Consider the following 23,748-nt stretch of genomic DNA (forward strand, 5'->3'; position numbering starts at 1 on the left):
ACCACCATCAATTACATGGTCTGGAAGGGGGGAATTTGTCATGGGAGTGTCCTTCGGGGATGTGGGGGGCCCACGGCCGCCTGGTTCCCTGGCCGGGCTTGCGGGGCCAGGGGGCGGAGGGGGACTACTTGCTGAGGTTTGCCAGGCGTTCGGGGCTGAGGAGGTCCTGGAGCTGGGCATCGGTGAGGAGCCCGTGCTCGAGGACCAGTTCAGCCACGCCCTTGCCGGTGGCAAGTGCTTCCTGCGCGATGGCGGTGGCGGTGGCGTAGCCGAGGTGGGGATTCAATGCGGTGACCAGCCCGATTGACTGCTCCACGGTACGGCGCAGGTGTTCGGTATTGGCGGTGATCCCTCTGATGCAGCGGGCCGTGAGGGTGCGGCAGGCGGCTTCCAGGTGGGAGATGCTCTTGTGGAGGCTGTGGACGATGATCGGTTCGAAGGCGTTGAGCTGAAGCTGCCCGGCTTCGGCGGCCATGGTGATGGTGACGTCGTTGCCGATGACCTCATAGGCCACCTGGGAGACCACTTCGGGGATGACCGGATTGATCTTGCCGGGCATGATCGAGGAGCCGGACTGGACGGCGGGAAGGTTGATCTCGCCGAAGCCGGCGCGGGGTCCTGACGAGAGCAGGCGCAGGTCGTTGCAGATCTTGGACAGTTTGACCGCAACACGCTTGAGCACGCCGGAGAGGTGCACGAAGGCCCCCACGTCCTGGGTGGCTTCAATCAGGTCGACGGCGGTGACCAGCGGCAGGCCGGTGATCTCCGCCAGGTGCCGGCAGGCCGCGTCGGCGTAACCCGCCGGGGCGTTCAGGCCGGTGCCGATGGCGGTGGCGCCGAGGTTGATCTCATGAATCAGCAGTTCGGCCTCCGCCAGGCGGAGCCGGTCCTCGCCGATGGTGACGGCGTAGCTGCCGAACTCCTGGCCCAAGGTCATGGGGACTGCGTCCTGCAACTGCGTGCGGCCCATCTTGACCACGGTGCGGAACTCCATGGCCTTGGCGGCGCAGGCGTCCTCGAGTTCTTCGAGTGCGGCCAGCAGCTCGCGGGCGGCAAAGATGGTGCCCAGCTTCACGGCCGTGGGGTACACGTCGTTGGTGGACTGGCTGAGGTTGACGTGGTCGTTCGGGTGCAGCCTGGCGTAGTCGCCCTTGGGGTGGCCAAGGATTTCCAGGGCACGGTTGGCGATGACCTCGTTGGCGTTCATGTTCGACGACGTCCCGGCACCGCCCTGGACCACGTCCACCACGAACTGGTCGGCAAGCCGGCCGGCCATGACGTCCTGGCATGCCTGCTCGATGGCATCGGCGCGGTCGGCGTCCAGCAGTCCGAGTTCACGGTTGGTCCGTGCGGCCGCGAGCTTGACGGCGGCGAGCCCGCGGACCAGGTGCATGTTGGAGGACAGTTTTTGGCCGGTGATGGGGAAATTCTCTACGGCCCGGAGAGTGTGCACGCCCCAGTAGGCGTTCGCCGGTACGTCGCGGTCGCCGAGCAGGTCGTGCTCGGAACGGACGTCGGCGGCGGTGTCAATGATGGTCATGGGGTCCTCACAGGGCTTCGTTGTCGGGCGTGGACGGGGTGGTATCCAGGAAATCGGTGGCCAGCAACTGCCCCACTTGGTGGCCGCCGCCCAGGACAGGGGCGGTGGCGATATCGGCGAACGGTTCGATGTCCACGCCCAGCGCATCCAGCAGGCGGACGGTGGCGGGCATCCGGGCGCGGTCGCCGCCGTCGGAAATCTTGACGGCTGCTGCACCGCCGTTGGCCAGGCCCACCAGCTGGACGCCTTCGAAGCCGTCCTTGGCCACGGCCCCCGGGAGCAGCCGCATCAGGTCGGTGACGTCCCGGCCTTCACCGGCAACCATGTCGGGGTGCTGCTGCATGGCCATCCCGACGGCGGCTTCCGCGCTTCCGGAGCCGGGCCCGCCGTCGTCGTGCGTGGCTGCAAGGGACGCCGCCCGGGCGATCCGGCCGAACGCGCGGGCCATGCCGCCCAGGGTGAGGGCGAACAACGGGGTGCCGCAGCCGTCGGTGCTCAGGGCAGCGGGTGACTCTCCCGTCAGCTCGGTGACGGTCCGCGCCACGAGCTGCTGCAGCGGGTGGGAGGGATCCAGGTAGCCCCGGACGGGCCAGCCGTTGATCACACAGGTCGCGGCCATGGCGGCGTGCTTTCCGGAACAGTTCTGGGTGGTCTGCGTGGGCGCGCCGCCGGTGCGCAGCCAGTCCTCACGTTCGGCGGTGCCATAGGGGAGGTCGGAGCTGTTCTCAAGGTCGGTGGCGGCCAGCCCGTGCAGATCGAGGATGCGCCGGGTGCCGTCGCGGTGCGCCGCGGAGCCCGAGTGGCTTGCGGCGGCGAGGGCCAGGAGGTCGGCCGGAAGGTCCAGGCCGGCCCGGACCATGGCGACGGCCTGGAGCGGCTTGAGCGCGGACCTCGGGTAGAAGGGGGCCTGGGGATCACCGGCGGTTGCCGCCACGGACCCGTCAGCCGCGAGGGCGATTGCCGAGCCGTAGTGCACGCTCTCCACGAGGCCGTCACGGACGGCGGCCACCAGCGGGGTGTGGTGCGGCAGGGCCGCCTCACCCAGGGCAGCGGTGCGGGCAGCGGAAAACACGGGGGATGGCATGGCGTCCTTGGAAAGGTTGGTTGGATGTGTCTAATTGTTGAGGATGGAGTCCAGGGCGGCGCCCACGGCTTCCAGGTGGTTGGCCATGGCGGCGCGGGCCTTGTCCGCGGAGCCTGCCTCGATGGCGGCCAGGATCTGCTGGTGTTCCACGTCGGAGGCGTGCTGGCGGTCGGCCACCATGTTCAGCGTTTCGGACTGGTGGGCCAGCGCATCACGGATGTCCGTCACCACGCTGGCGAAGACCTTGTTGCCGCTGGCGCGGGCGATGGCGGCATGGAAGGAGGAGTCCAGGGCCACCCAGGACTCGGGGTCGGTTTCCGTGGCCATGGCCGCCACGATGTCGCGAAGGGTATCCAGTTCTTCAGGGGTGCGCCGCTGTGCTGCCAGTCCGGCGGCGGGGACCTCGATGTGCGGGCGGGCCTCGGTCAGGTCCCGCGCCGAGTACTGCCCCAGGGTGAGGTCGTTGGCCACCTTGCCGGCAATGACGAACGTGCCTTTGCCGGTCCGGGTAACCGTCAGGCCCAGGGCGGTGCAGGAGCGGAGCGCTTCCCGGATGACCGAGCGGCTGACCCCGTATTGCTGGGACAGTGTGGCCTCCGAGCTGAGCTTGCTGCCCACCGGAAGGGTGCCGGACTCGATGTCCGCGCGGAGGGCGTTGAACACCGCCTCGGCAGCGCTCAGCCGGGCAAGGGGACGGTAAGCAGGCTGTCCTGCTGTCCGGCTGTCTGACAGGTTCACGCCTTAAATATGGCACCCGTCACAGTCACTGTCAAGCCCTCCCTAGTCCTGCCGTTGCTCCGCGGCGCGGTGGTGTTGCCGCCGTCGCCGTGAGCGGAAGTGCCAGGCAACAAGCGCGGCCACCGCCACCGCGGCGATGACGACGGCGATGTCCCGGCCGGCTGCCTGGGCCACGGCTTCATAGGAGTTGCCGGCCAGGAAACCCAGGAGGACGAAGCCGATGCCCCACACCACGCCGCCCGCCGCGTTGTAGGCAAGGAAGCGGCCGTACGGCATCCGCGAAGTTCCGGCCAGGGCGGGCATGACCGCCCGGAAGAAGGCGGTGAAGCGCCCGAGGAAGACGGCGGAGCCGCCCCGGCGGCGCAGCAGGTCCTGGGCGTTCTGCAGCTTTCCGGAGTGCCGGGCCAGCGCCCTGGTCTTCAGGATGCGGCTGCCCAGGTGCTTGCCCACCTCGTATCCCACGCTGTCGCCCACGATCGCGGCGGCGACCACCAGGGCCATCATCGCTCCCAGCTGGACTTCGCCCCGGCTGGCCACCACTCCGCCCAGGACGGCCGCGGTTTCTCCCGGGATGACGAAGCCGATGAACAATGCGTCCTCGGCAAAGACGAGACAGAACACCGCGATGTACGCCACCAGGGGGCTGACGTTCATGAGGCCGTCGATGAACCCCGTCATGGCAGCAACCCCAGGCCCGCATCGCCGGGCTGAACACCGCACCGGCGAACGGGGGACGCGGCACGTGCCGCGGGCGCAGCGCCGATCGGGCGGGTGGGGGCGGACGTCACGGTAGAGCCTTCTTTGGCCGGCGGTCAGGTACGTACGAGTATGCGCCTTTGCGCCTGGAAATTCCCTGACAGTTTGGTCCCGCCAGCCCTGCTCATCGCTGCCGGCGGAAAGCCGGTGGGCGGCGCTGATTCAACCCTAGAGGTGCTGGATGCCCGCCCGCTGCATGGCATCACGGTAGGTTTCCACGCTCTTGGCCAGGAGTTCTTCCTGCTTGGCCTCTGAAACAGCAAAGGCCCTGCCGCCGAGGGCGGAGGCCTTGTAGATTTTGATGCCGCTGTTCTTCAGCGACGAGTGGTAGGTCTTCTCAAAGAGAGTCAGGAACGTCGAGGCGTCCGTGCCGTGCGCGATGACGGCAGAGACCCGGGAATTGATCTTGAGGAACTGGCGGAAGGGGCGCAGGCCGTCGGTTTTCTCCTGGACGCTCAGCGCCGACGGGCTGCCGCTGTCGCGGATCCAGGGGTAGGCGTTCCACGGCATGACGTACTGCGGATCCAGTTCGGCGAGTTCGTAGATCTGGGTGGCGCGGCGGGCTGCCTCGTCGTCGTTGTAGAGCGAGACGAACCCGGATTCGGTGCCCTTGCCCGGGCTGGCCTGGAGGCTGATGATTCTGCACTCGTCTTCGTCATGCACGGGGTCGATGTAGGGGACGGTGGAACCGGGCTTCTTTTCCATCAGTTCTTCGCAAAGTTGGGTCACCTTCGCGATGTTCGGTTCCTGTAGCAGGGCCTTTTTTTCGTCCCAATCAATTGTCACGATTTCTCCCTTTGCAGCGAGGCGTCCAGAATCAGGCGTCCTCTGTCACTCTACGCTTCCGCGGCGAGCGGTGGGCACACTTGATTTTTGGCCGGGGCCAGCCTAGTGGCGGCCCCGCAGGTGCTGGTTGTGGAGCGCATCGAGCTGCTCGTCGGTCAGTTCATCGAAAGCCACGGCTTCCAGCTTGTCGCTGCGCGAGAAGCGGATGAACATAAGGATGATCAGCGGCAGGTCCACCACCTCGCAGATGAACCAGAGCAGATTCCCTGCGAACTGCTGGTCCTGGAGGGCGTCCCGGAACCACCACTGGGGATCCGGGACGGTCAGTGCATGGTCGAGGACCTGGCCGTTGAGGCTGAGGAGGATGCCGGGCACGGCGTCGATGAGCAGCTCAATGAACACGAACATGAATTCCAGGGTCAGGTAGGCGCTGGACCGTTGGAAGTTGGATTCTTCGATGATGGGCAGTGCCATGAGCATGCCCAGCAGGGGGACGCCGAGCGTGAGCAGTGCGTCGGCCGCGGGGCTGGTCCGCAGCGTGTAGAAGGCGGGGGTGAGGAAAGTGGAGAAGAGCGCCAGCCCCAGCAGGGGTGCGCCGAATGAATTGCTGACGAACCGCACCAGACGGCTGGAGAGCACGGCGTCGAAGACCCTAATTCCGTGGGCCGGCAACGCCGCACGCGCCAGCGTCAGCGGCTTGCCCAGGCCGATGAGCAGTGGGACCACAAAGAGCAGCAGCGAAATCTTGAGGGTGAAGGCCCATCGTTGCTGCGGGCCGTACACGCCGGTGAAACCGCAGGTCAGGATGACGAAAGTACCAAGGCCCAGGACGTAGAACGCCACCGCGCGCCAGGCCGGCCACCGGTGGCCATTCCGTCCGGCTGAACGCATCCCCCACCCGTAGAGGACTCCGGCCGCAACGACGAAAGCCGTGGAGGCCCAGTCCAGGCGCCAGGAGGAAACGAGGATCTCAAGGGGTGGCACGCGGCAATGGTAGCCAGTCTTCCTGGGAGGAGGATGGGCGTTTACCGGAAACCGGGGCTGCACTGCCGGGATGCTGTTCAATGTGAGGATGCAGTTCACCAGGAAGGGCCTGAAAGACGACGGCTTCTTGGGCTTCCGGCCCCTGAAGGACCTTGACGTCATGCGGGTCCCGCGGGGAACGGGTATTTTCGCCGTGATAGCGCCCGACACGTTCCAGCCGGAATTCCTGACAAAGAGCACCGCCGGTGTCTTCAAGAAGAAAGATCCCTCCCTGACGGAGCGGGACCTTCGAGCGGCCTGGCTGGACACCGCAGCCGTCCTGTACCTCGGCAAAGCCGGTCCGGGCAGCAAGGGCAACCGCGGGCTGAGGCGGCAGATCCAGGAGTTCCTGGACTTCGGACACGGAAAGCCGCCGGGCCACTGGGACGGCCGGCTCATCTGGCAACTCAGGGATGCGGGCGCGCTGCTGGTTGCCTGGAAGGAAATGGCCGCCGAAACCCTCAACCAGGCCGAGGCGGATTACCACACGGGCTTTGTCGAGGAATACGGGAAACTGCCGTATGCGAACCTGGTGCGGGCCCGCACCAAAAGCTGACCCAGGGCAGGGCAGGGCAGGGCAGGGCAGGTCAGGCCGGCCCCTTGAGGCGCTCCATCTCCCGGCGGTCCTTCTTGGTGGGCCGCCCGGCGCCCCGGTCGCGCTGCGGGAGTCCCAGTGCCGGCAGGACGGGCCGTGGGGGAGTGTGGTCCGTAAAGCAGTGGGAGGCGGCCTCGGCTCCCACCCGCTTGGCGATCAGCCGCCGGACCTCAAGGATGCGCTCGTACCCGGACATGCGCACCGTCACCGTGTCTCCCGTGACCAGCGTCGCGGAAGCCTTGGCGGGACTGCCGTTGAGGCGGACATGCCCGGCGCGGCAGGCGGCAGTGGCGGCCGACCGTGTCTTGTAGGCGCGGACGGCCCACAACCACGCATCGATTCGGACGCTGGCGGGGGAGGAAGGGAGGCTGGTCATGATTGGCACCGAGTATAGCCCCGGGCCCGCCGGCTTCACTCCACCGTGACCGTGACCCGCTGCACCACGTTGTTGCCCATCCCTTGGTAGTTCCAGTTCTGCTCCAGCGGCTGGGTGGCACCGGTGGTGTCGGTGGCGCGGCAGGCCAGGACATGCTCACCGGGTGCGGCCTCCCACGTCATGCTCCACCCCCGCCACGCGTAGCCGCCCGCCGGCTTGTCCAAACGGGCGGGCAGCCACGTGCCATCAACGGCCACCTCGACGCCGGCCACGGCACCTTCCCCCGACCAGGCGCGGCCCTGCAACATGACCGGGCCTGGGCGGACAAACCGCCTGCGGGTGAAGAAGTCCGGGATACCCGGCGGAACCATCAGCGAACGCACCCTGATCCTCGAAACCGGCCTGCCGGCGTCGTCCGCGGTGGCCTGGTACCGGTAGGCGGACTGCTGCTGGAACCCGGTGAACGGCTCCCTGGCCACTTCGATCGACTCCAGCCACTTGACGCTGGCCATCCCGTACCACCCCGGAACCACCAGCCGCAGCGGGTACCCATGCTGCGGCGGCAGTTCGGCGCCGTTCATGGCGTAGGCAAGGACGACGTCGGGACGCAGGGCTTCGCGGACCGGAAGGCTGCGTGCGAAGCGGTGCGGGACGCCGCCTTGAACACCCGCGTCCGCGCCGGTGAAGACCACTTCCAGGGCGCCGGGCAGTATTCCCGCCTTATCCAGGAGATAGGCCAGCGGAACACCGGTCCATTGCGCCGTGCCCACCGCTTCCAGCACCCACGGCTGGCTGAGGGGCCGCGGCTCCAGCAGCGACCTGCCGTTGCCCGCGCACTCAAGGGTGACCGGGACGGTGATGGCCGGGGCCCTGCGGAGGGCTGCGAGGTTCAGCTCCAGGGCCCGTTCCACCGCACCCCGGATCCGCAGGTGCCAGGAGGTGGCCTGGATGTCCGGGATATCGAAATGCGTGAGTACGTAGTGCAGCCCGGGAGGCGTGAGGTCGCGGCGTAGCGCTTCCAGCGGCATCGAATGGTTGCGGGCGGAGAGCTGCAGTTCCTCGGGAGTAAGGGGACCCTCCGACGGGCCCGCGGATACCGGCGGGGCTTCCGCAGCCGGTGGCTGGCTGTGTTCTCTGGTCTGTGTCATGGCGCCGGGATTCTGTGGGCCGTGCTCCGCCGGGGTGGCGGCGCCTAGGCACTGGTCTACGCCGGGATCCCCGGTCCGTCAACAGCCCACGGACCGGGGAGCGGAGCGCTACAGGACGGGCCGCGTCAGGAACTCGGCCAGGCTGATGGGGTCCTGGCCGGTCAAGCCGTGCACGTCAGGTGAAAGCCCTGCCATTTCGCCGGCCGCCATGGCCGTGTACGTACTCACCCATGCGTCCAGCTGCCATTGCGGAGCGCCGTAGGACGCCCGGGAGGCGTAGGCTTCCTCCACTGTCTCCGGGTGGTAGCTGACGGTCCGTCCGGTTCCGTCGCTCAGCACCCGGGCGGCCTGCGCCATGGTCAGTTCTTCCGGCCCGGTCAGGTTGTAGGTCATTCCCTTGTGGATCGCCGGGTCGCGGAGCACTGCGTGGGCGGAGCGGGCCACATCCTCCCGTGCCACCCCGGAAAACACGCCGTCACCGGCGGGCCCGCGGATCACGCCGTCCTCTCCGGCCATGAGCGGCAGGAAGTCCAGGTAGAAGTTGTCCCGGAGGAACGTGAAGTCCATACCGGAGGCCTTGATCCGCTCCTCCGTGGCGTAATGGTCCCGGGCCAGGGTGAACGTGGCATCCGGCGCGGCGCCGTAGAAGGACGTGTACACCACATGCTGGACTCCCGCGTCGGCGGCTGCGTCCACGAACGCATAATGCTGCTGCAGCCGGTCCTCGGCCTCGGCAGCGGAGACCATGAACAGGAGCTTCACTCCATCCAGGGCCTGCCGGGACGCCGCACCGTCGCCGTAGGAACACACCACGGCGGAGGCCCCTGCCAGTTCCGGCGCCCGGGCCGGGTCGCGCACCAACAGCCGCTGCGCGAAGCCGGACGTGGCAAGTTGCCGCGCCAGCATGCCGCCCAGGCCTCCGGTGGATCCGGTGACCGCCAGCTCAGGAAGATCGGCCGGGGCGGCCATTCAGGCTTCCCGGGTGGCAGGCGACTTGGTCTGGGCCGGGTCGCGTTCGGCCAGGCCGCCGATGGCGTCGTCAATCTTCTTGAGGACCTCGGCATCCAGCCTCACCCCTGCCGCCGCAACGGTGTCCGCGATCTGTTCCGGCCGGGACGCACCCACGATGGCGGACGCCACGTTCGGGTTCTGGAGGACCCACGCAACGGCGAGCTGCGGCATGGTCAGGCCGGCTTCGGCGGCAATCGGCTTCAGGTCCTGCACGCCGGCCAGGACGTCGTCGCGCATCCACCGCTCAATCATCTTGGCGCCGCCCTTTTCATCGGTGGCGCGGCTGCCTTCCGGGGCCGGCCGGCCGGGAAGGTACTTGCCGCTGAGGACGCCCTGGGCCATGGGCGACCAGACGATCTGGGATACCCCCAGCTCTTCCGACGCCGGGACCACTTCCGCTTCGATGACCCGCCACAGCATGGAGTACTGGGGCTGGTTGGAGATGAGCTGGAAGCCGAGTTCCTTGGACAGCCGGTGCCCTTCACGGAGCTGGTCGGCGGTCCACTCGCTGACGCCGATGTAGAGCGCCTTGCCTTGCCGGACGATGTCCGCGAACGCCTGCATGGTCTCTTCCAGCGGCGTCTCGAAGTCGTAGCGGTGGGCCTGGTAGAGGTCCACGTAGTTCGTCTGCAGCCGGCGCAGGGACCCGTTGATGGATTCCATGATGTGTTTGCGGGAGAGCCCCACATCGTTCTTGCCCTTGGGGCCGGTGGGGCCGAAGACCTTGGTGAAGATTTCCAGGGACTCGCGCCGCTCGTCCTTCAAGGCCTCGCCCAGGACGGTTTCCGCTGCGGTGTTTGCATAGACATCCGCGGTGTCGAAAGTGCTGATGCCGGCGTCGAGGGCTGCCCGCACGCATTGGGTGGCAACGTCGTTTTCCACCTGCGAGCCGTGCGTCAGCCAGTTGCCGAACGTGATTTCCGAGACTTTGAAGCCACTGTTTCCGAGGTATCTGAATTCCATGGGTTTCACGCTAACCCAGTTGGTTGCTCAGGGTAAGGGCTTAGCGGTTCTCCGGCGCTTTGCCCTTGAGGACCTGCTTCGGGCCTGCGAGCGAAACGAGGGACCCGGTGTCCAGCGGCGGCACCGGATGCGGCGGCACGGGCTTCTTGAAGGACCTCGGCAGTTCGTGCGGCGGCCGGTGGTTGTGCAGGGCGGATTCCACCAGTGGGGCTACCTGGGCAACCTTGTCGGCGGGCGCCGCCGGGTCCGGAAGGTCCCGCACCGAGAGCTTGATTTCGGGCGCGGCGGCCCGTGCCCTGGCCTCGGCGCGTTTGTCGGCTTCGGCCACGGCTGAGGCCCAGTCTTCGGCCAGGACAGGCGGTTCGGCCCGGGCCGCGGCAAGTTTGGGGTGGCGTACGACGACGGTGCGCAGCGACTCCCTGAGCCGTGCCGGCTTCACGGCGGCTGCACGTTCCCGCCAGGATGGGCGGCCCTCCGGGCGTTCGCTCCGTGCCGCCCTTAACAGCGCACTGCCCTTCCGGGGGCCCTTTCCGAACAGGGCCATCACCACGATGCCCGCCAGCCGGCCCACGCCGGCAAGGACCAAGGTAAGCACCCCGAGGAGGAAGAGGACCAGGAACATCAGGAGGGCTACGCCCATGGTGCCGAAGAAGGTCAGGTTGAGGACCAGAGTGTCCGGTTGCTCCACGTCATCACTCCTTTCCACCAACATCCCGGGCCCGCTGCCGGCGCACAGTGCCAGGGGCAAGCTCCTTCTCAACCATACGGATTTTTGGCGTCCCATGCCGCCGGGCGCGGTGGCATGGACAGGGTTGTAGCGAAGCTGTTACCCGATGTGACAGCATCACCGGATGACCGAATCGAATGAGTCCGCGAACTGTGTGTGCCTGTCCGGCGAACAGTACGCCGAGTGCTGTGGCAGGTTCCATTCCGGCACGGCGGAAGCTTCAACCGCGGAGCAGCTGATGCGGTCCCGCTACAGCGCGTTTGCCCGGCTGGATGAGGCCTACCTGCTCCGGACCCAGCATCCGTCAACGGTCCCGGCCGGCCTCGACCTGGATCCGGCCATGCAGTGGCGGCGCCTGGACATCATTGCCACCAGCCAGGGCGGCCCGTTCGACACCGAAGGGACTGTGGAGTTCAAGGCCTATTACCGGCACGGTGCGGACCGCGGGGTTCTCCATGAAGCCAGCAGGTTTGTCCGCGAAGGCGGCCGGTGGCTCTACATGGACGGCGACATCCTGTCCCCCTAGCAGCGGCGCGCCGCCTGCGGGCTACTCGCCGTCGTCGTAATACTCGCTGTCCGGGGTGAAACCGGCACGGTCGACCCTGCGGTGGAACCGCATCCCCGCAAGGCCGCCGAGGACGGCGCCCACCAGGGCCACAGCCGCCACCACCACGGCTGCGATGATGCTGGTGGTGGTCAGTTGGCCCTCGTTGACGGGAATCCGCGGGAAGCTGTTGAGGTTGGCCAGGACGTTGAACTGCTGACCCGCCACGAGGCCGAGGATGGCGACCACGACGGCCGCGATCAGGGCCCAGATCCACACCATAAGACCCTGCCTTGCGCCGTTGAAGCGCGCCATCCGGCCGGCGACGTAACCGCCGCAATAGTAGGAGAGGAACAGGATCACCAGCAGGACGATGATGCCCACCAGCCCCACGGTGCCGCTGTTCTGCGCGGCCTGGTTCACGGCCGCGTTGACGTCCGTGTTGTTGGCCAGCCCCACAGCGGTCCCGGCAGCAGCAACCAATGCAGTCAGCAGCACGGCCATTCCGGTGGCGGTGAGCCAGCCGAAGAACGCAGAGCCGGCTTTGATGCCGCCGAACCGTTCCTTTTGGCGGGCGACGGCGGTTTCCCTGTCCGCGAGCGCCGGGTCCACCACGGCTGCCGCAGCAGTAGCGGGGGCAGGGCGGTACTCCCGCTCAGCGGACGGGGCGGCGCCGTAGTCCCGGTCGCGTTCCCGCTCGCGCGGGCGGGCCGGTGCCTGGTCGATCGACCGTGTGGCGGGATCCTCCGCTGCGTCCGCGCGGGGGTTGCCGCGGCGGGAGGTCTCATCCTCCCGGGCATGGCGGGGAGGCAGGTTCTCTGGGTCCGTTGAGCTGCTCATGAACTAACTCAACCACCCGCCCCCACCGATAGCAAGCGTGCTTATTATTTCGTGACCTGCGGTTTTACCGGTATTCGCGGTGCAGGTCTTCCTTCCTGGACGGCCCGGCAGAGGCATCGGCGATCCACGGGCCGGTCCCCTCGGACTGGTCAAGCACGCCGGCTTCCAGCCAGGTGTAATCGCCGGCGAGGACCTTGCGGGTCAGCGCGTGGTCGGCGTCGTCCGTGTTCCGCCACAACTGGTCGAAGTACTCGTCCACCCGCACTTTTGCCTGCTCGCAGTAGGCATCGGCAAGTTCGTAGGCGCCCGCGGCCGTACCGGGGGAGGTGCGAAGCAGCATTTCAGCGCGGGAACAGCATGCGGTCATGGCGAAGAGTTCGGCGCCGATGTCCACGATGCGGCCCAGGAAGGCCTGCTTCCGCTCCAGCTTTGCCTGCCACCGGCCCATGCCGTAGAAGGTTTGCCGTGCCAGCCGGCGCGAGGAGCGTTCCACGAAGCGCAGGTGCTTGGCCAGCCGGCCGAAGTCGCTGTAGGAGCGCGGGTCCATGCCGGCGCCCGCCACCAGCTTGGGCAGCCATTTTGCGTAGAAACCGGAGGCGCCGACGGCGGCCCTGGCTTTATCGGCAAGGCTCGCATCGAGGGACGCGAGCTCGCCCGCCGCTGCCAGATGCGCGTCCACGGCCTCCCGGGCAATAAGCAACCGCATGATCTCGGAAGACCCCTCGAAGATCCGGTTGATCCGCATGTCGCGCAACTGCTGCTCGGCCGGTACCGCTCGTTCGCCCCGGGCCGCCAGCGACTCGGCCGTTTCAAATCCGCGGCCGCCGCGGATTTGCACCAACTCGTCCGCGATCCGGCAGCTGATCTCCGTGGCCCAGAGTTTGGCGAGCGCGGCTTCGATGCGGACGTCCTTCTGCCCGGCGTCCGCCAGTTCGGCGGCGAGTTCAAAGACTGCGTCCAAGGCGAAGGCGGACGCCGCGATGAACGCGATCTTCTTGCCCACGGCCTCGTGTTCGCCCACGGGCCGGCCCCACTGGGTGCGGGCGTTGGACCATTCGCGGGCAATCTTCAGGCTCCAACGCCCCGAGGCCACGCACAGCGCCGGCAGCGCCAGGCGGCCGGTGTTCAGGGTGGTCAAGGCAATCTTCAGGCCCTGGCCCTCGCGGCCCAGCCGGTTCGCGGCGGGAACCCGCACCTGGTGGAAACGGGTCACGCCGTTTTCGATGCCGCGCAGGCCCATGAAGGCGTTCCGGTTCTCCACCGTGATGCCGGGCGAGTCCATCTCCACCACGAAGGCGCTGATGCCGCCTTTGTGGGTGGTGCCTGCGGCGTCGGTGTGGGCGGGAACCAGGGCCATCACCACCACCAGTTCGGCGATCACGCCGTTGGTGGTCCACAGCTTCACACCGTCCAGGAGGTACGCCTCGCCGTCGTCCGTTGGCGTTGCCGTGCTGCCCATCCGGGCGGGATCGCTGCCGACGTCCGGTTCCGTGAGGAGGAACGCGGTGACGGCGCCGGCAGCGCAGCGGGGAAGGTATTCGCGTTTCTGCGCGGGCGTGCCGAAGACCTTGACCGGCTCCGGAACGCCGATGGACTGGTGGGCGGAGATGAGCGCTCCCAGGCTGGGATGGACGCTGCCGAGAAGGGCAAGCGCCCGGCCGTAGTACACCAGTGAGAGGCCCAGGCCGCCGTATTCCTCCGGGATCTTCATGCCGAAGACGCCCAGGGCGGCCAGGTCCCTGATGTACTCGTCAGGAATCTTTGCGTCCCGTTCAATGATCCGCCCGGACATGGACTTGGCGTATTCGGTCAGGCGGGCCATGAAGGCCTCGCCCTTTTCCACGGACGCCGGATCGGCGGCCGGCCAGGGGTGGACCAGGCCGAGGTCGAAGCTGCCCAGGTAGAGGCCTTTGGCGAAGCTGGGGCGGTCCCAGCCGGTTTCGCGGGCGGCCTCTGCGACGGCCCTGGCATCTTCGGCGGTGGCTCCGGCCCCGATGTTGCCGGCCGGAACGGGGATTTCCTCAGCCGGGGCGTCTTTGGCCTGGCTGTCAGTTGCGGAGCTCATGGGTTATCTCCTCGGGCCGGAATGGCCGGTGTAGCCATGGATCCGCCGGGTTGGAGAACCCTTCAGCTGTCACTCAAGATTACCCGCGGGTAGGTTCCCGTGCCAGGGGCCGTTTGCCCCTGGAAATCGCCGGACAGATCGACGGCGGCCGCACGGTGGACCAGCCTGTCCCACCCGGCGTTGATTCCGTGGACCACTGCCAGGAGCGTGGTGGACAGCACCGTCCACGTGAGCTTTCCGGCGCCCAGCACCACCAGGGCAACCAGCCCGGCGGCCAGGACGAATCCGGCCAGGACCGCGCCGAACACCAGCGTCCCGATGAAAACCAAGGTGGCTGTTTCCACTGTGCTCAGATCGAACTGCATGAATCCCCCTGCTGCGGCGTTGCGGTGGCGAAAGACTGCTGTGGTGAAGACCAGTAGCTGAAGCGTAGGGGGACACTCCCGCCGCCAGCCAGAGGCGGGTGGGGCTGGAGGGGCTGTTGATACGGGATTGAGACACTACCCGGAGGTAGGTCACGGAGTGGTCGCGGCGGCCTGCGTTAACCTTGTAGTTGGCAGTTTTCCGGTCCACCCCCGCTGCCGCCCCCGCCACCCGATCCCAAGGAGAGTGCGTGCCCCGCTCCGCCAGGTCATCCGCTGATGCCATCAGCGCCCGGCTTCGGGACCTCGAACTCCTCACCAAGGGACCCGCCTGGGCGCTGACGCGTTCGGCGCCGTGGGTGATCGCGGTGCTGCAGGCTTCCTTCACCCGCACCCGGCCGCAGCTGCCCCTGGAGGAATTCCATGCCGACGTCGACTCGTTCCTTGAGGAGCTGCGGCGCCAGGAACCCGGGCTGGGCGGAGGGGCCAACGGAAAATCCTTCGGCGACGAGTGGACCCGGCGGCAGTTCCTGACCCGCCGCAACCAGTCGGGCCAGATCGTGTACGAGGTCACCGAACCGGCAGCGCGCGTGCTGGCCTTCCTGGACAGCCTCTCCAGCGAACGGTCCACGTTGAACGGTTCCCGGCTGGGCACCCTGCTGGGGGACGTGGAGAAGCTTGCCAACGAAACCAACCCGGACCAGAGTGCGCGCCTGGAGGCCCTGGAAGAGGAAATCGAGGAGCGGCAGCAGCTCATCGAGGACATCAGCACCGGCGAGTTCGACGGCCTCCTGGACGATGACGAGGCAGTGGAGGCCGCCGGGAACATCCTGGACCTGGCCGCCAGCCTGCCCGCGGACTACAAGAAGATGCGCGACAGGATCGAGGAACTGGTGGGCGGCCTGCGCAACCAGATCATTGAGGAGTCGCTGACCAAAGGCGCCACCATGGCGCAGGTGCTGGAGGCGGACAAACGGCTCCGCCAGAGCCCGGAGGGCCGGACGTTCCGGTCCTTCACCGCCTTCCTGGAGGACCCGCAGCAGCAGCTCCGGTTCCGGTCCGCCATCGGCGAAGTCCTGAGCCGCCAGTTCGCCGACGACCTCTCACCCGAGGACCGGGAGACCCTGAAAAACCTGGTGGCGGAGCTCCGGCAGCAGCACAGCCAGATCCAGCGCATCTACGGCAAGCTCAGCGAGAGCCTCAACACGTACGTCCAGAGTGACGATTTCCGCCAGTCGGTCCGGCTCCGGCAGGTGCTGCGGGAGGCGGAGCAGGCCATCCGGTCGCTGCCGTACGAGCGTGAACGCCCCGGCCTGGTGCCTGGCCCGGTCCTGTACAACGCGGGCTTCGAGTCGCTGTCCATGGTGAAGCTGTTCGATCCCGACGAGTTCGCGGCTCCGCCCCGCCTGGCCGATCCCATCGCCTTCACGGACTCGGACCGGGTGCGCTCGCCGAGGACCGGCAAAGCCAAGCCCGCGGTGGTCCGCGCGGCCATGGCGGGGGCTGCAACGCTCGCTGACGCCTGGCAGCAGTTGCCCCCCGGGGAGCAGCACATCAACACCATTCGCGCCCTCCTCTCCGAAGCCCTGCACCGGGGTGCCGACTTCAACCGCGGGGCCTGGGACGGCCTGGACTTCGAACAGATAGACGGTTCCACCCGCAGGGCCTACCTGCCCGTGGTCACGCTCGCAAAGGATTCAGATGACTGAGGAAATCACGACACCGCTGGACGAGCCGGTGGCTGAGCCTGTCGAAACCCCGGTGTCGTCGAGCCCCACCCCCGGAGTGGTCTCCCCCCGGGACACCTTCGTGGACGGCGCAGCCCTGTTCCCCGGCGATACCGGCGTGCTGCCGATGAAGGTGCGGCAGGCGCTGGTCAAGCTCCTCAAGGGCCCGTACATCGATGGCGGCCGTGACGAGAAGCTGTGGACGGTGCTGCTGGACAACCAGTTGATCCTGCGGAGCCGCCTCTCCGAGCTGTTCCTCACCCTGCAGCTGGACCATGAGCGGAAGATCGCCGTCCTCCGTCCCGTCGACCCGGAGGTCATCGGCGGCAGCACCCGGTCCAGCATCCTGCGCCAGCAGCGTGCGCTGAGCCGGGTTGAAACCATCGTCCTGCTCCGGCTCCGGCTGCTCCTGGACCGGCACGTCACCGCCCAGACGGACCCCACCATCACCCGGGAGGAGATCACGGACCTGGTGGCGCACTACCAACCGGCGGGCCAGCAGGACGCCCTCCGCGATTCGGATGTGGTGACCCGTGCCATCACCAAGCTCCTGGCCCGCCAGCTCCTGCTCCCCACGGGCCTGGAGGATGTCTACACCATCTCCAACGCCCTGCCCTTGGCGCTGCCGTTTGAAAACATCGGCGACATCCCGGCCCACATCGAAGCGCTGGTGGCGGCTTCGGCCGACGCCACGGGCACGGAAGCACTGTTGGAGTTTGACGCCCAAGGTGGGGACGAGAATGACGACGACGGCGCTGCCGCCCCGGGAGTGGCATCGGGCCTGTCGGAGCCGGGCGCATGGTCCGCAGGACCAATGCCGCCCGGCGAAGGGGCGGGGGCGGCAGCGCTGTCGTTGTTCCCAACCACAGCTAAGGAGGCAGGACAGTGACCATCGCAAGCATGCTCCCGCTGGGGGACGTGACCAACCCGGGCCAGATGCGGCTTGCCGTGGTGCAGGTGGTCAACTGGGGGACGTTCCACGGCGCGCACACCATGCATGTGGACCGGAACGGCACCTTGCTGACGGGTAACTCCGGCGTGGGCAAGTCGACGTTGTTCGATGCCATGTTGCGGGTGTTCGATGCGCGGCCGCGGTCCAACGAGGCGGCGGCGCAGCGTTCCGGCGGTGCGGTGGAGGACAAGCGCACCACCTTCACCTATATGCGCGGCAAGGTGGGGGACAAGGCCGTGGGGGACGGCTCGGCGAGTGCGTTCCAGCGCCCGGGTGCCACCTGGTCCGCCGTCGCGCTGACGTTCGACAACGCCGCCGGCACCCGGGTGACGGTCTCGGCGCTGTTCGACCTGCCCAAGAACGGGACCGAGTCCAGCGTGGGCCGGTTCTACCTGATTGACAACGTGCCGCTGGACCTGGAAGCCGTGGAAGGCATCGCGGACAAGCGCTTCACCAAGGGCGCACTGGAAACGATCTTCCCGCACGCGCAGGTGTTCGATGTCCACAAGGCGTTCGCTGAACGGTTCCGCCGGCTGCTGGGAATCAGCTCGGACCAGGCGCTGCCTTTGCTGCGCGTCATCCAGGCAGGGAAGGGGCTGGGCGGCAGCGTCAACACGTTTTTCCGCGACCAGGTGCTGGATGCCCCTGCAACATTGGCCGCCGCGGATGACGTGGTGGAGGAGTTCAGCAACCTGATGTCCATCCGCCAGCGGCTGGAGGACGTCCGGCAGCAGCGCGACCAGCTGGCCCCGGTGCCGGGACTGAACCGTGAATACGCGCAGTCCCTGCTGGACGCGAACCGGCTGAGGGACCTTGTGGGGGAGGAGTTCGAGGCCTACAAGCAGAAGCTGGCGGTCGAGGTCCACCAGAAAACCCTGGTCCGGTTCCGTGAGCTGGCGCAGGCGAAGGCCAAGGAGCTCGGCGCCGAACGAGCGGTCCGTGACGGCCTGGCCAAGGAGCTTCGGCAGCTGGAGACCGATTACAACAACCAGGGCGGCAACGCCATCTCGGCGATCGAGCAGTCCCTGGAGAACGCCCGGGTGGGGCTGAAGCTTCGCCGCCAGGTGGAAGAGGCGGCCCAGCAGGCCTTGTCCGACGCCGGGCTGCAGCTTGAGTGGAGCGCGGCCGGCTGGGAGCAGGCGCACGAACAGGCGGCGGCGAGGTCGGCCGAGCTGAAGGACGATTCGCAGGCCCTGCAGGAGCTCCGGTTCGAGGCGTTCGACGCCCATGCCACCCGCAAACGGGAGCTTGCGGCCGCCGAGCAGGAACTCCTGTCGCTGAAAACGCGCAAATCCCTCCTGCCGCCGTCGAGCATTGAAAACCGCGCCGCGATCGCCGCCGCCACGGGGATCCCGGAGGACCGGATGCCGTTCGCAGGCGAGCTCATGGACCTCGCCGAAGGCGAGGAGCGGTGGCGCCCGGCAGCGGAGCGCGCGCTCCGGAGCCTGGCCACCACCCTGCTGGTGCCGGGGGAGCACTTCGGTGCCGTGACCCGGTACCTCAACGACCATAACGTCCGCGGCGCGTTGCGGGCGGTGGACGTCTCCAAGCCGCTGGCAGGCGGCGCGCTCGCCGTGGAGGACGTGCGCGACGGCGACCTGCTGGCCAAGCTGGACATCCTCGCCGCCGGTGCGGTGGCCGAGGCCGGCGAATGGGTCCGCGAGCGGATCGCACTGGACTTTGCCTACCCGTGCGTCGAGGATCCGGACGAACTCGCAGCCCTGGAGAAGGGCCTGAGCCTGGGCGGCGTGGTCAAGCGGAACCGGCACACGGTGGAGAAGGACGACCGCTTCACCAGCCGCCAGGACTACGTGCTCGGTTTCGACAACGCCGCCAAGCTCGAACTCGTTGCCGGCCAGGTGGAGGACCTCCGGCAGGAAGTGGCCAAGGCCGCAGAACTGGCCCAGAGCCGCGAGGACTCGCACCAGGGCATGAGCCGCCAGCTCGATGCCCTGCGCCGCATCGCCGAGGACGACCGCCCGTGGGAACAAGTGTCCGCGGCTGTCGCGGCGGACGAGCTCGCCCGGATCGAGCAGCGGCTCAAGGATGCCCTGGCGGCCCAAGCGGACCTGGAACCGCTCCGCGCCACCATCGAGGAGGTCCGGCAGAAACACCAGTCCAGCACCGAGTCGGCAGCAGTCCTGCAAAGCGAATACAAGGCCCTGGACCGCCAGCTGACGGGCGCGGACGCGCTGCTCGAAGCCGCGCGCGTCCGCCTGGCCCAGGCTCCGCCGTCGGACGCCACTGAGGCAGCGCTCGAACCGCACTTCGCGGAATTTGGCGACGTGACCGAAATGCATGAACTGGACAACCTGGCCAACCGGGTACGGACCGCCCTGCTGGGCGAACTGCACGCAGCCGAGTCGCGGGGACAGGCCACGGCCGAGCGCCTCACCCGCATCTTCGAGGGCTTCGTCCGGGAGTGGGGCAGCGCCATTTCTGCCGACCACGGAACCAGCATTGGCGCCGCCAGCGAGTTTGAGTCCCGCTACCACGCGATCGTGAATGACGGCCTGCCCGCGCAGGAGGCCGAGTTCCGGCAGTTCTTCAACCAGCGCACGCACGAGTCCTTCAGCACCCTGCTGCACCTGCTGGACGAGGAACGGCGCTCCATCACCAGCCGCATCCTCCCGCTGAACGGCATCCTGTCCCAGGTCAACTTCCATGAGGGCAGCTACCTGGAACTGGACATCAAACAGACGCTGCCGCCCACTGCCAAGCAGTTCAAGGACGCCATCCAGAACGCGCTGAAGGCACGGCACACCCGGCCCGCGAAGGCGGAGGCAGGCCGCTCAGACGGTTCCGGTCCGGACAGGGACGACGACGCCGAGCTCACCGCCCGCTACAAGTCCCTTGAGACGCTGGTCAAGCGGCTGGGGTCGCAGGCGCCGGAGGACCGGCGCTGGCGCGCCGAGGTCCTGGACGTCCGCGGCCACCTGTTCATCCAGTGCAAGGAACACCGCGAAGTCGCCGCCCCCACCTCGGGAAAGAAGGGCGGCAGCAGGACGACAGAAGTGTTCATGCACGCCGACACCGGATCGATGTCCGGTGGCGAGCGGCAGCGGTTCACGGCGTTCATCATGGCCGCCGCCCTCAGCTACCAGCTGGGAATTGCCGAGCAGGGTTTCACCACCTACGGCACGGTGATGATGGACGAGGCCTTCGTGCTCGCGTCCGAGGAGTTCGCCGGAGCCGGGATCAAGGCGCTGCACGAATTCGGGTTCCAGCTGCTGCTGGCTGCGCCCGAAAACGTGATCGACCTGTCCCGGCACCTGGGCTCCGTGACCGAAATCCTGCGTGACAAACGCACCAACCGTTCCGGCGTCCTGACCGCACCGGTCATCCGCCCCCGCCCGGGGGAAGAAGGCGCCTGGCGGTCCGAGGCGAACCCGGTGGATATCGTCCTGCGGTAACCGGCAGCACGTGGAGTGCGCCGGTTACCTGGACTGCACTGGTTACTTGGACTGAACCCTGGCCAGGAACTGGGCCGTGCGGTCCTGCAGCCCCTGGATTTGGCGCTGCACGACGACGGCGGGGTCCGGGTTGATCTCGTTGGCCGGCGGTTCCCTGCGGACGTTGCCGCAGCAGAGGAAGTCGGCGCAGATCAGGGTGCCGACGGTGTTGCCGTCGCGCCCCGACTGGCCCGAGCGCTTGGCGACCCAGAGCAGGACGTCCTCCTTGGAGAAGACGTCCCGGCAGAGTTCGCACAACACGGAACGGTTCTTCCGGACGCCTCCCTCGGGGGCCCGGAGCATGATTCCGGTGAGGCCTTTCGGACCGGGGACCACCAGGTAACCGCGCAGCGGCATCTTTCCGTCCCGCCAGCCCAGGAACTCAAGGCTGTCCCAGTCGAGGGAATCGAAGTTTTTGGGCAGCGTCAGTTTCGCCGCTTCCGAGCGGCTGGCGTTGACGAAGGATGAGCGGATTTGCTGGGGCGTGACTGATTGCATGGCTGAACTTTCGTAGCAGTGGGCGGCCCGGATCCGGGCCAAGGTAACAGGGGAGTCAGTCAGTCTCCGCGGAGCAGGCCAAAGCGGCCACCCCGCTCTCCATGGCAGCGGCGGCCGTGATAGCCCTCTGCATGCGCATTTCCTGTTGTCCTGTCCGATGTTCAGCGTTTGTTCAGCGTTCCGGGCGGCTTCGTCCGGCCCGGCAAGGCCATCCTGCCAAATTGGGAGCCAACTGTCCAAGGAACGGCTCGTGGATGTGGCGTTGGTCACCCAATCGGGATTAGGTGACAAAAATGTTGCGTAATGATGATTTGCATAGGTTAGCCTTACTTAAGTTTTCATCCGCCCCCTTGAAGGAGCCCCGTGACTTCCCCCCTTTTCCCTGGTCCCCTCCCCACCCGCCGGAGCCTCTTCTCCTCCACCGGTAAAGCGGCAGCCATCCTCGCCGCAGCCGCGCTCACGCTCTCTGGCTGCTCCACCGGCCCCGCCGCCTCCGTAACCGCCGCCACCAGCGCCGGCGGCAGCACGGCGTTCCCGGTCACCATCGAGCACGTGTTCGGCAGCACCACCATCGAGAAGCAGCCCACCCGGGTGGCGACGGTCTCCTGGGTAAACGACGACGTCGCCATCGCCCTGGGCGTGGTGCCCGTCGGCGTCCCCAAGAACGAATGGGGCGGCAACAGCAAAGGCTCCACCCCGTGGAAGGACGCCGCCCTGGAAAAACTGGGTGCCGGATTCGGTTCGGCCAAAGCGCCGGTCCAGTACTCCGAAGCCGACGGCATCAACTTCACCGAGATCGCCAAGCTCAGCCCCGACGTCATCCTCGCCGCCTACTCGGGCCTCACCGAGGAGGACTACAAGAAGCTCAGCGAGATCGCCCCCGTGGTGGCCCACCCCCAGGTGGCGTACGGAACCTCCTGGCAGGACTCAACCACCATCATCGGCAAAGCCCTGGGCAAGGAAGCGCAGGCAGCACAACTGGTGGCGGACACCGAAGCCACCGTCAAGGACAAGGTCGCCAAGTACCCGCAGATCGCCGGCAAGAGCTTCATCTACGGCAACCTCGAGCCCGCCAAGGGTGACGGCGTGAACGTCTACACGGCCAACGACAACCGTCCCCGGTTCCTCACCGAAATCGGCATGACCCTGGCACCGGTGGTGGCAGAGAACTCCAAGGGCTCCAAGGAGTTCTACATCCCGTGGTCCGCGGAAAAAGCCAACGAGCTGGCCTCTGACATCTTCGTCACCTGGGTCCCCGACGCGTCCACCACGGACGCCATCAAGGCCGACCCCCTGCTGGGCCAGATCCCCGCCATCAAAAACGGCGCCCTGGTGGCCGATTCGGACAACACCCTGACCCTTTCCATCTCGGCATCCTCGCCGCTGAGCCTGCCGTGGTCCCTGGACACCTTCCTGCCGCAGCTCGCCGGCGCAGCGGATGCAGTGAAGTAGGTCCAGCGCCATGAGTACGACGACGGCACGTCCCGCGGCGGACGCCGGCACCCGGGTGCCGGCCCGGGCGTCGGCCGCTCCCCTCCGCGGCAACGCCCCGGAAAGGAAGCACGCCGCCTGGCTGGCTGCCGCCGTCGTCGTGCTGGTACTCATGGCCGGGGCGTCGCTGGCGGTGGGTGCCCGGGATGTTCCACTCGGCACGGTGTGGCAGGCGCTGGCAGCGTTCGATCCCGCGAACGGGGACCATGCCGTGGTCCAGGCGCGGATTCCGCGGACTGTCCTTGGCCTGCTGGCCGGCGGCGCCCTGGGGCTGGCCGGCGCGGCCATGCAGGGAGTTGCCCGCAACCCGCTGGCCGATCCCGGCATCATCGGCGTCAACGCCGGTGCAGCCCTGGCGGTGGTGACCGGCATCTACGTCTTCGGCGTAACCGGCTTTTCCGGATACATCTGGTTCGCCTTCATCGGCGCCGCAACCGCCGCCGTCCTGGTGTATCTCATCGCATCGCTGGGCCGGGAAGGCGCCACGCCGGTCAAGCTCGCGCTTGCGGGGGCTGCCCTGAGCGCCGGGCTCTCCTCCCTCATGAACGTCATCCTGGTCTCCAGCCAGGACACCCTGGACAGGTTCCGGTTCTGGCAGGTCGGCGGAATCGCCGGCAGGGACTGGTCCGTGCTGCTTCCCGGCCTGCCCTTTTTGGCCGCAGGCGCACTCATTGTGCTGTTGAGCGGCAGGATCCTCAACAGCCTGGCCCTGGGCGACGACACCGCCCGCGGGCTTGGACAGCGTGTTGGCTCCGCCCGTGCCGTGACGGCACTGGGAATCGTCCTGCTGTGCGGTACGGCCACGGCTTTGGCGGGACCCATCGGCTTCGTCGGCCTGGTGGTGCCGCACGCCGTCCGTTTCCTCACCGGTCCGGACTACCGCTGGATCCTTCCCTTCTCCCTGGTGGCCGCTCCAACGCTGCTGCTCGCGGCAGACATCATCGGGCGCGTGGTGCTGCTACCCGGCGAGGTCCCGGCCGGCATCATAACAGCCCTCGTCGGCGCCCCGGTCTTCGTCTGGCTGATCCGCCGCGGGAAGGGAGCCGGGCTGTGAGGGTCCACCGGACTGC

General features: G+C 67.6%; 22 protein-coding genes. 7 read left to right on the forward strand and 15 right to left on the reverse strand.

The annotated features are described in order from the left end of the window. Positions 1 to 124 precede the first annotated feature (124 nt). The 6 genes from DC347_RS20270 to DC347_RS20295 all read right to left on the reverse strand — a co-directional run bounded on the left by DC347_RS20270 (position 125) and on the right by DC347_RS20295 (position 5,888). On the reverse strand, positions 125 to 1,540 hold the full coding sequence (locus DC347_RS20270; RefSeq protein ID WP_018763912.1) for an aspartate ammonia-lyase: 1,416 nt from the start codon (positions 1,538 to 1,540) through the stop codon (positions 125 to 127). 7 nt (positions 1,541 to 1,547) lie between these two features. After that, entirely contained in the window at positions 1,548 to 2,624 is a 1,077-nt protein-coding gene (locus tag DC347_RS20275) for an asparaginase (RefSeq protein ID WP_109864270.1), read from the reverse strand. Between the two features lie 30 nt (positions 2,625 to 2,654). Beyond that, positions 2,655 to 3,362 carry a FadR/GntR family transcriptional regulator gene (locus DC347_RS20280; protein ID WP_109864271.1) on the reverse strand — a complete coding sequence of 236 codons (708 nt, stop codon included), beginning with the start codon at positions 3,360 to 3,362 and terminating at the stop codon, positions 2,655 to 2,657. A gap of 42 nt (positions 3,363 to 3,404) precedes the next feature. Continuing rightward, the gene (locus DC347_RS20285; RefSeq protein WP_018763915.1) at positions 3,405 to 4,040 is read right to left on the reverse strand and encodes a DedA family protein; all 636 of its coding nucleotides are present in this window, start codon (positions 4,038 to 4,040) and stop codon (positions 3,405 to 3,407) included. A gap of 246 nt (positions 4,041 to 4,286) precedes the next feature. Next, positions 4,287 to 4,904, reverse strand: coding sequence for a uracil-DNA glycosylase (locus DC347_RS20290; RefSeq protein WP_018763916.1), 618 nt, complete (start codon positions 4,902 to 4,904; stop codon positions 4,287 to 4,289). A 102-nt stretch (positions 4,905 to 5,006) separates the two neighbouring features. After that, positions 5,007 to 5,888, reverse strand: coding sequence for a cytochrome c oxidase assembly protein (locus DC347_RS20295; RefSeq protein WP_109864272.1), 882 nt, complete (start codon positions 5,886 to 5,888; stop codon positions 5,007 to 5,009). Between the two features lie 88 nt (positions 5,889 to 5,976). Here DC347_RS20295 and DC347_RS20300 point away from each other — a divergent pair, with 88 nt between their 5' ends. Continuing rightward, positions 5,977 to 6,483, forward strand: coding sequence for a hypothetical protein (locus tag DC347_RS20300; RefSeq protein WP_026265185.1), 507 nt, complete (start codon positions 5,977 to 5,979; stop codon positions 6,481 to 6,483). A gap of 31 nt (positions 6,484 to 6,514) precedes the next feature. Here the strand turns inward: DC347_RS20300 and DC347_RS20305 are convergent, their stop codons facing one another. From DC347_RS20305 to DC347_RS20325, 5 genes are all read right to left on the reverse strand, one after another. Then, entirely contained in the window at positions 6,515 to 6,898 is a 384-nt protein-coding gene (locus DC347_RS20305) for an RNA-binding S4 domain-containing protein (protein ID WP_018763919.1), read from the reverse strand. 35 nt (positions 6,899 to 6,933) lie between these two features. Further along, positions 6,934 to 8,046 carry a sulfite oxidase gene (locus tag DC347_RS20310; RefSeq protein WP_240617884.1) on the reverse strand — a complete coding sequence of 371 codons (1,113 nt, stop codon included), beginning with the start codon at positions 8,044 to 8,046 and terminating at the stop codon, positions 6,934 to 6,936. Between the two features lie 108 nt (positions 8,047 to 8,154). After that, positions 8,155 to 9,015 carry an SDR family oxidoreductase gene (locus tag DC347_RS20315; RefSeq protein WP_109864274.1) on the reverse strand — a complete coding sequence of 287 codons (861 nt, stop codon included), beginning with the start codon at positions 9,013 to 9,015 and terminating at the stop codon, positions 8,155 to 8,157. Continuing rightward, on the reverse strand, positions 9,016 to 10,020 hold the full coding sequence (locus tag DC347_RS20320) for an aldo/keto reductase family protein (RefSeq protein WP_109864275.1): 1,005 nt from the start codon (positions 10,018 to 10,020) through the stop codon (positions 9,016 to 9,018). A 40-nt stretch (positions 10,021 to 10,060) separates the two neighbouring features. Further along, the gene (locus tag DC347_RS20325) at positions 10,061 to 10,708 is read right to left on the reverse strand and encodes a hypothetical protein (RefSeq protein ID WP_165838099.1); all 648 of its coding nucleotides are present in this window, start codon (positions 10,706 to 10,708) and stop codon (positions 10,061 to 10,063) included. 163 nt (positions 10,709 to 10,871) lie between these two features. Here DC347_RS20325 and DC347_RS20330 point away from each other — a divergent pair, with 163 nt between their 5' ends. Next, positions 10,872 to 11,273 (forward strand): YchJ family protein, encoded by a 402-nt coding sequence (locus tag DC347_RS20330; RefSeq protein WP_109864277.1) that lies wholly within the window; start codon positions 10,872 to 10,874, stop codon positions 11,271 to 11,273. Between the two features lie 21 nt (positions 11,274 to 11,294). Here the strand turns inward: DC347_RS20330 and DC347_RS20335 are convergent, their stop codons facing one another. The 3 genes from DC347_RS20335 to DC347_RS20345 all read right to left on the reverse strand — a co-directional run bounded on the left by DC347_RS20335 (position 11,295) and on the right by DC347_RS20345 (position 14,561). After that, a complete protein-coding gene (locus DC347_RS20335) occupies positions 11,295 to 12,131 on the reverse strand; it encodes a TIGR04086 family membrane protein (protein ID WP_109864278.1) in 837 nt (278 codons plus the stop codon). Positions 12,132 to 12,195: 64 nt separating this feature from the next. Beyond that, positions 12,196 to 14,196, reverse strand: coding sequence for an acyl-CoA dehydrogenase family protein (locus DC347_RS20340; protein ID WP_109864279.1), 2,001 nt, complete (start codon positions 14,194 to 14,196; stop codon positions 12,196 to 12,198). Positions 14,197 to 14,258: 62 nt separating this feature from the next. Beyond that, positions 14,259 to 14,561: a hypothetical protein gene (locus tag DC347_RS20345; protein WP_018763927.1), complete on the reverse strand. Its 303-nt coding sequence runs from the start codon at positions 14,559 to 14,561 to the stop codon at positions 14,259 to 14,261. Between the two features lie 248 nt (positions 14,562 to 14,809). Here DC347_RS20345 and DC347_RS20350 point away from each other — a divergent pair, with 248 nt between their 5' ends. Genes DC347_RS20350 through DC347_RS20360 form a run of 3 tightly spaced genes read left to right on the forward strand, consistent with a single transcriptional unit; the run spans position 14,810 to position 20,650 of the window. Beyond that, entirely contained in the window at positions 14,810 to 16,267 is a 1,458-nt protein-coding gene (locus DC347_RS20350) for a DUF3375 family protein (protein WP_018763928.1), read from the forward strand. Beyond that, the gene (locus DC347_RS20355; protein ID WP_240617885.1) at positions 16,260 to 17,174 is read left to right on the forward strand and encodes a DUF4194 domain-containing protein; all 915 of its coding nucleotides are present in this window, start codon (positions 16,260 to 16,262) and stop codon (positions 17,172 to 17,174) included. Before DC347_RS20350 ends, DC347_RS20355 begins: the two co-directional genes overlap by 8 nt. Further along, positions 17,171 to 20,650, forward strand: a complete 3,480-nt coding sequence (locus DC347_RS20360; protein ID WP_109864280.1) for an ATP-binding protein — start codon at positions 17,171 to 17,173, stop codon at positions 20,648 to 20,650. Before DC347_RS20355 ends, DC347_RS20360 begins: the two co-directional genes overlap by 4 nt. A 42-nt stretch (positions 20,651 to 20,692) precedes the next feature. Here the strand turns inward: DC347_RS20360 and DC347_RS20365 are convergent, their stop codons facing one another. After that, entirely contained in the window at positions 20,693 to 21,187 is a 495-nt protein-coding gene (locus tag DC347_RS20365; RefSeq protein ID WP_026265190.1) for an FBP domain-containing protein, read from the reverse strand. A 363-nt stretch (positions 21,188 to 21,550) separates the two neighbouring features. Here DC347_RS20365 and DC347_RS20370 point away from each other — a divergent pair, with 363 nt between their 5' ends. Both DC347_RS20370 and DC347_RS20375 read left to right on the forward strand, forming a co-directional pair. Beyond that, positions 21,551 to 22,639 (forward strand): iron-siderophore ABC transporter substrate-binding protein, encoded by a 1,089-nt coding sequence (locus DC347_RS20370; protein ID WP_109864281.1) that lies wholly within the window; start codon positions 21,551 to 21,553, stop codon positions 22,637 to 22,639. 10 nt (positions 22,640 to 22,649) lie between these two features. Beyond that, positions 22,650 to 23,732 (forward strand): iron ABC transporter permease, encoded by a 1,083-nt coding sequence (locus tag DC347_RS20375; RefSeq protein ID WP_109864282.1) that lies wholly within the window; start codon positions 22,650 to 22,652, stop codon positions 23,730 to 23,732. Positions 23,733 to 23,748: the final 16 nt, after the last annotated feature.

Source organism: Pseudarthrobacter sp. AG30 (assembly GCF_003116525.1).
Classification (GTDB): domain Bacteria; phylum Actinomycetota; class Actinomycetes; order Actinomycetales; family Micrococcaceae; genus Arthrobacter.